4 protein-coding genes and 2 rRNA genes (1 of these 6 running past the window's edge) are annotated in these 6,254 nt (G+C 62.3%); 5 read left to right on the top strand and 1 reads right to left on the bottom strand.

The genetic code is table 11. The features are described from left to right. The 5 genes from DELCS14_RS20505 to DELCS14_RS20485 all read left to right on the top strand — a co-directional run. Positions 1 to 1,725: ribosomal RNA gene (locus tag DELCS14_RS20505) — 23S ribosomal RNA — on the top strand; it begins 1,151 nt to the left of the window's first position. A gap of 124 nt (positions 1,726 to 1,849) precedes the next feature. Further along, positions 1,850 to 1,962: ribosomal RNA gene (gene rrf, locus DELCS14_RS20500) — 5S ribosomal RNA — on the top strand. A gap of 129 nt (positions 1,963 to 2,091) precedes the next feature. Beyond that, complete coding sequence (locus DELCS14_RS20495) at positions 2,092 to 2,835, top strand: 16S rRNA pseudouridine(516) synthase (protein WP_013803370.1); 744 nt, start codon at positions 2,092 to 2,094, stop codon at positions 2,833 to 2,835. A gap of 19 nt (positions 2,836 to 2,854) precedes the next feature. Then, entirely contained in the window at positions 2,855 to 4,273 is a 1,419-nt protein-coding gene (gene guaD / locus DELCS14_RS20490; RefSeq protein WP_013803369.1) for a guanine deaminase, read from the top strand. Between the two features lie 47 nt (positions 4,274 to 4,320). Then, positions 4,321 to 5,694, top strand: coding sequence for a solute carrier family 23 protein (locus DELCS14_RS20485; RefSeq protein ID WP_013803368.1), 1,374 nt, complete (start codon positions 4,321 to 4,323; stop codon positions 5,692 to 5,694). A 106-nt stretch (positions 5,695 to 5,800) separates the two neighbouring features. On the opposite strand, the gene DELCS14_RS20480 is transcribed toward DELCS14_RS20485, so the two are convergent. Beyond that, on the bottom strand, positions 5,801 to 6,250 hold the full coding sequence (locus DELCS14_RS20480; protein ID WP_013803367.1) for an RNA-binding S4 domain-containing protein: 450 nt from the start codon (positions 6,248 to 6,250) through the stop codon (positions 5,801 to 5,803). Positions 6,251 to 6,254 lie beyond the last annotated feature (4 nt).

The following is a 6,254-nucleotide window of genomic DNA, read 5'->3' as shown; positions in this document are numbered from 1 at the left end:
GATTTGCAATTTATTGCAAGTGGTAGGAGAGCGTTCTGTAAGCCTGTGAAGGTGCCTGGTAACGGGTGCTGGAGGTATCAGAAGTGCGAATGCTGACATGAGTAGCGTTAAAGGGGGTGAAAAGCCCCCTCGCCGTAAGCGCAAGGTTTCCTACGCAACGTTCATCGGCGTAGGGTGAGTCGGCCCCTAAGGCGAGGCAGAGATGCGTAGCTGATGGGAAACAGGTCAATATTCCTGTACCGATGTGTAGTGCGATGTGGGGACGGAGAAGGTTAGCTCAGCCAACTGTTGGATATGTTGGTTCAAGCCTGTAGTCGTGCCTGGTAGGCAAATCCGCCGGGCTTAGATGAGGGGTGATAACGAGTCTGCTTGCAGACGAAGTGAGTGATACCCTGCTTCCAGGAAAAGCCACTAAGCTTCAGCTACACACGACCGTACCGCAAACCGACACTGGTGCGCGAGATGAGTATTCTAAGGCGCTTGAGAGAACTCTGGAGAAGGAACTCGGCAAATTGATACCGTAACTTCGGGAGAAGGTATGCCGCAAGTAGGTGAACTTGAACAAAGGGAGCCCAAAGCGGTTGCAAAAAATCGGTGGCTGCGACTGTTTAATAAAAACACAGCACTCTGCAAACACGAAAGTGGACGTATAGGGTGTGACGCCTGCCCGGTGCTGGAAGATTAAATGATGGGGTGCAAGCTCTTGATTGAAGTCCCAGTAAACGGCGGCCGTAACTATAACGGTCCTAAGGTAGCGAAATTCCTTGTCGGGTAAGTTCCGACCTGCACGAATGGCGTAACGATGGCCACACTGTCTCCTCCAGAGACTCAGCGAAGTTGAAATGTTTGTGATGATGCAATCTCCCCGCGGAAAGACGGAAAGACCCCATGAACCTTTACTGTAGCTTTGTATTGGATTTTGAACGGATCTGTGTAGGATAGGTGGGAGGCTTTGAAGTGAGGACGCTAGTTCTCATGGAGCCGACGTTGAAATACCACCCTGGTGCGTTTGAGGTTCTAACCCAGGTCCCTTATCGGGATCGGGGACAGTGCATGGTAGGCAGTTTGACTGGGGCGGTCTCCTCCCAAAGCGTAACGGAGGAGTTCGAAGGTACGCTAGTTACGGTCGGACATCGTGACGATAGTGCAATGGCATAAGCGTGCTTAACTGCGAGACTGACAAGTCGAGCAGATGCGAAAGCAGGACATAGTGATCCGGTGGTTCTGTATGGAAGGGCCATCGCTCAACGGATAAAAGGTACTCTGGGGATAACAGGCTGATACCGCCCAAGAGTTCATATCGACGGCGGTGTTTGGCACCTCGATGTCGGCTCATCTCATCCTGGGGCTGTAGTCGGTCCCAAGGGTATGGCTGTTCGCCATTTAAAGAGGTACGTGAGCTGGGTTTAAAACGTCGTGAGACAGTTTGGTCCCTATCTTCCGTGGGCGCTGCAGATTTGAGGAAGCCTGCTCCTAGTACGAGAGGACCGGAGTGGACACACCTCTGGTGTATCGGTTGTCACGCCAGTGGCATTGCCGAGTAGCTAAGTGTGGAAGAGATAACCGCTGAAAGCATCTAAGCGGGAAACTCGTTTCAAGATGAGATCTGCCGGGGCCTTGAGCCCCCTGAAGAGTCGTTCAAGACCAGGACGTTGATAGGCTGGGTGTGGAAGCGCAGTAATGCGTTAAGCTAACCAGTACTAATTGCTCGTGAGGCTTGACCCTATAACTTTGATGACGTGATCATCAAGGTGGTTATGCCAAGTAAGGCGCAGTCAAAATACAAAGCTGATTACAGACTCTATGAATTCGTTGTGTTGCTCCGTGAGCAGCATGACAACAAGTTATGCCTGATGACCATAGCAAGTTGGTACCACTCCTTCCCATCCCGAACAGGACAGTGAAACGACTTTGCGCCGATGATAGTGCGGGTTCCCGTGTGAAAGTAGGTCATCGTCAGGCTCTTACAGCCCAAGAAACCCCGTAGCCCAAAGCTACGGGGTTTTTTGCTTGTTTGCGCAGAAGTACTTGTATCGTCGCCTGCGCGATGTGCGTGCGCCATGGTGGGCGCAAACGGCTTGAAAGATGAACATGCAACTGCAAGACATTCTGTATTCCCAAGGGTTCGGCATCCGCCGCGTGTGTTCCGGACTGGTCCAGCAGGGCTGGGTGGAACTGTGGGACACCGAGGCCAATGACTGGGTGCGTTGCCTCGACTCCACGCAGGACATCGATCCTGAAGGCCTGCGCTATCGCGTGCAGGGCGTGGAGTGGGCCTATCACGCGCTGGGCTATGTGCTGCTGCACAAGCCGGCGGGCACGGAGTGCTCGCAAAAACCTTCGACCTATCCGAGCATTTACTCGCTTTTGCCCTTGCCGCTGCGGCTGCGCCCGAACAAGGGTGCCGTGCAGGGCGTGCAGGCCGTGGGGCGGCTGGACCAGGACACGACGGGCCTGCTGCTGCTCAGCGATGACGGCCAGTTCATCCACCGCATGAGTTCGCCCAAGAAGCATGTGCCCAAGATCTATCGCGTGACCACCAAGCATCCGGTCGATGCCGGCCAGGTGCAGCGCCTGCTCGACGGCGTGGTGCTCGACGATGACCCCAAGCCCGTCAAGGCCGCTGCCTGCGAGCAGGTGAGCGAGCATGTGCTGGACCTCACGCTGACCGAAGGCAAGTACCACCAGGTCAAGCGCATGATCGCGGCCGTTGGCAATCGCGTCGAGGGCCTGCATCGCTGGAAGATCGGCGAGCTGGAGCTCACCGAGGACCTGCAGCCGGGCCAGTGGCGATGGTTGACGGCCGAGGACCTGGCCAAGCTCAAGGCCAAGTGAGGCAGGGGGCCGCGTTTCCATGATGAATTCCGCTGACCCAGGCCGGGGCTGGGCCCTGTTGTGTACTGCTTTCGATGCGCCCGTGCCGGATGCGCTGCGCATCCAGCAGGACGTGCTGATCGTGGTGGATGGCCGCGGCATGATCGATGCCGTGCTGGAGCGCGGTGATTCCCGCCGCGCCGCTCTGGAGGCCGTGCATGCAGCCGCAGGCACGCTGCAGCGCCTGCCCGAGGGCCAGTACCTTTTGCCCGGCATGGTGGACCTGCATGTGCATGCACCGCAATGGCCGCAAAGCGGCAAGGCCCTGGATGTGCCGCTGGAAACCTGGCTGCAGGAGTACACCTTTCCCCTGGAAGCGCGCTACGGCGATGCCGGCTTTGCCACATCGGTCTACGACAGCGTGGTGCGAACGCTGCTGGCCAATGGCACGACGACGGCCATGTACTTCGGCACCATCCACGCCGTGGGCAACCAGGTGCTGGCCGAACGCTGCCTGGCTCTGGGCCAGCGTGCCCTGGTGGGCAAGGTGGCGATGGACGAGCCGTCGCAATGCCCCCCGTACTACAAGGACGCCAGCGCCGCCGAAGGCATTGCCGAGACGGCGCGCTTCATCGACTGGCTGCGCCAGCATCCGGACAACGCGCAGCAGCGCGTGCTGCCGGTGATCACGCCGCGCTTCATTCCTTCATGCACCGACGAGCTGCTGCGCGGCCTGGGCGACCTGGCTGGACGCACCGGCGCCCATGTGCAAACCCATTGCTCCGAGAGCGACTGGGCGCATGCCCATGTGCTGGAACGCCAGGGCCGCACCGATGCGCATGCGCTGCATGATTTCGGCCTGCTCACGCGCCGCACGGTGGTGGCCCATGCCAACTTCCTCACGGCCGATGACGTGGCGCTGATGGCGCGCACGGGCGCCTCGGTCGCGCACTGCCCTCTGTCCAACTTCTATTTCGCCAACAGCGTGTTCCCGGCCCGCAGCGGCCGCTCGCAGGGGTTGGGCATGGGGTTGGCCACGGACATCTCGGGCGGCTACAGCCCCAGCATGTTCGATGCCTGCCGCCACGCCATGACGGCCTCGCTGGCCTTGCATGAGGGGGTGGACCCGGCCCTGGGCGCTTCGCAGCGCGGCAGGGCGGGGCAGGGCGTGCAGGCCCGCATCGACCACGTCTTTGCGCTGTGGCTGGCCACTGCGGCGGCGGGCGATGCGCTGGACCTGCCCATTGGCCGCATCGAGCCCGGCCACGCCATGGACGCCCTGGCCATCGATTGCCAGGGGCCTGACTCCAATGTCCAGATCTGGCCCGGCGCGGATGGCCCGGCCGACATTCTGCAAAAGATCATCCACCACGCCACGCGCGCCAATGTGGCCAGCACCTGGGTGCAGGGCGAGTGCGTGCACCGGCGCCTGGCCGCCGGCGCTGTCACTGCTGTCTGAGCGCCGCAGTCTTTGCGCTGCGGCCGTTTTCCGCATTTTTCCGCCCCATGACCGAACCGACCTCCTCCTACGAAGGGCGCCTGATCGCCCGCCCCGACGACCGCGTCACGCTGTCACAGGCCCTGTTGCTGGGCCTGCAGCATGTGATGGCCATGGACGTGTATGTCGTGCCCTTCATCATTGCCTCGGCCCTGGCGCTGTCGCAAGCCGATGCGGCGTCCATGATCCAGTCCACCTTTCTTGCCGCAGGCGTGGGCACGCTGATCCAGACCGCCTGGTGCATGCGCATGCCTGTTGCGCAAGGGCCTTCCTACATTCCCCTGGGTGCCATCCTGGCCGTGGCCTTTGGCGCGGGTGGCGGCTTCGGCGGCATGGGAGCCGTCTATGGCGCGCTGATTCCGGGAGCGCTGATCGTCATTGCGCTGGGGGCGCTGGGCTGGTTCCACCGCGTGATCCGCTGGCTGGTGCCGCCCATCGTCGGCGGCACCATCATCCTCGTGGTGGGGCTGTCGCTGCTGCCGATTGCGCTCAGCGCCAACGTGTTCTCGGTGCATGGCGGCATGACGGTCAACCAGTCCATTGCCCTGGCTTCGGTGTCGGCGGCGCTGCTGATCGCGGCCATGATGCTGGGCCTGCGCTTTGACAACCGGCTGGGCCGCTGGATGCGCCTGTCGTCGGTGATCATTGCGCTGGCCGGCGGCACGGCCGTGGCCTGGGCCATGGGCCTGTTCGCCTGGCAGCCGGTTGTGGATGCGCCCTGGCTGACGCTGCCCAAGCTGGCCGGCATCGACTACCCGCTGCAGTTCAGCCTGCCTGCCGTGCTGACCTTTGTCGTGATCTATCTGGTGGTCATGGCGGAAACCACGGGCACCTGGTTTGCGGTCTCGGCCGTGATCAACCAGCCCATCACCAGCCGCCAGCTCGACCGTGGCGCCGTGGGCGAGGGCCTGAGCTGCAGCGTGGCCGCACTCATCGGCGCCACGCCCGTCACCGGCTACTCCACCAATGCGGGCGTGATCTCGATCACCGGCGTGGCCAGCCGCATGGTTTTCATTGCAGCCGGCCTGGTGCTGGCCTGCCTGGGCTTTCTGGGCAAGTTCTCGGCGCTGATTGCGGCCATTCCCTCGCCCGTGATCGGCGGCATGTTCGCCGTGGTCTGCGTGACCATTGCCATGGCGGGCATCCGCATCCTGCGCCATGTGCGCCTGGACGAGCGCGCCATGCTGGTGGTGGGTGTGCCCATCATCTGCTCCTTCTTCGCCACGCTGGCCCCCAAGGACTGGGTCCAAACCCTGCCGGACATGCTGCAGTACCTGCTGGGCTCGGCCGTGACCGTGGGGGCCATGGCCGCCATGGTCATGAACCTGATCCTGCCGCGTGCGCAGGGGGACGACGCACCGGCCAAGGACCAGGTGGTCTGAACGCCGCAGGGGTCTGCGCCCGCAAACCCATGAGAAAAGGCCATGCGCAGCGGTTGCGCATGGCCTTTTTGCTGGAAGAGGCGTGAGGCGGGCAGGGCCGCAGGATTCAGCGCCGGTCCAGGTCGTCGATGGATGCGCTCCAGCGGCTGTCCCAGTTGCCGCGCTCGCGCACCTGGTCGATCTGGCGGCGGTCGCGCTTGGTGGGGCGGCCGTCGTGCTGGTCGGCAATGCTGCTGGCGGGCTCGGGCGCCAGCCGGCGCTGCTCGGCCAGGCGCTCCCGCTCGGCCAGGCTTGCGGCGGTTTCTTCGTAGAGGGCCTGGGCCACGGGTGCGGGGCCGCGCATGCCGGACAGGCCACGAATGACCACGGTGCGCGGAATCTGGCCCTGGCGCAGCACCACGGTGTCGCCGCAGCGCACCTCGCGCGCGGGCTTGACCAGGGCTCCGTTGACGGTGATGCGGCCCTTGCCGATCTCTTCTACCGCCAGGCTGCGCGTCTTGTAGAAACGCGCGCACCACAGCCATTTGTCCAGACGCATGGATTCGATATCGGTCATGGCG

Origin of the sequence: Delftia sp. Cs1-4 (assembly GCF_000214395.1) — a bacterium.
Lineage (GTDB): Bacteria > Pseudomonadota > Gammaproteobacteria > Burkholderiales > Burkholderiaceae_C > Comamonas > Comamonas acidovorans.
This window is presented reverse-complemented; position numbering and strand designations above follow the sequence as displayed.

What these genes read in the sequence shown, in the direction of transcription:
- DELCS14_RS20480 (WP_013803367.1), bottom strand. Translation starts at nt 6,250, where the DNA reads ATGACCGATATCGAATCCATGCGTCTGGACAAATGGCTGTGGTGCGCG.
- DELCS14_RS20495 (WP_013803370.1), top strand. Translation starts at nt 2,092, where the DNA reads ATGCAACTGCAAGACATTCTGTATTCCCAAGGGTTCGGCATCCGCCGC.
- DELCS14_RS20485 (WP_013803368.1), top strand. Translation starts at nt 4,321, where the DNA reads ATGACCGAACCGACCTCCTCCTACGAAGGGCGCCTGATCGCCCGCCCC.
- guaD (WP_013803369.1), top strand. Translation starts at nt 2,855, where the DNA reads ATGATGAATTCCGCTGACCCAGGCCGGGGCTGGGCCCTGTTGTGTACT.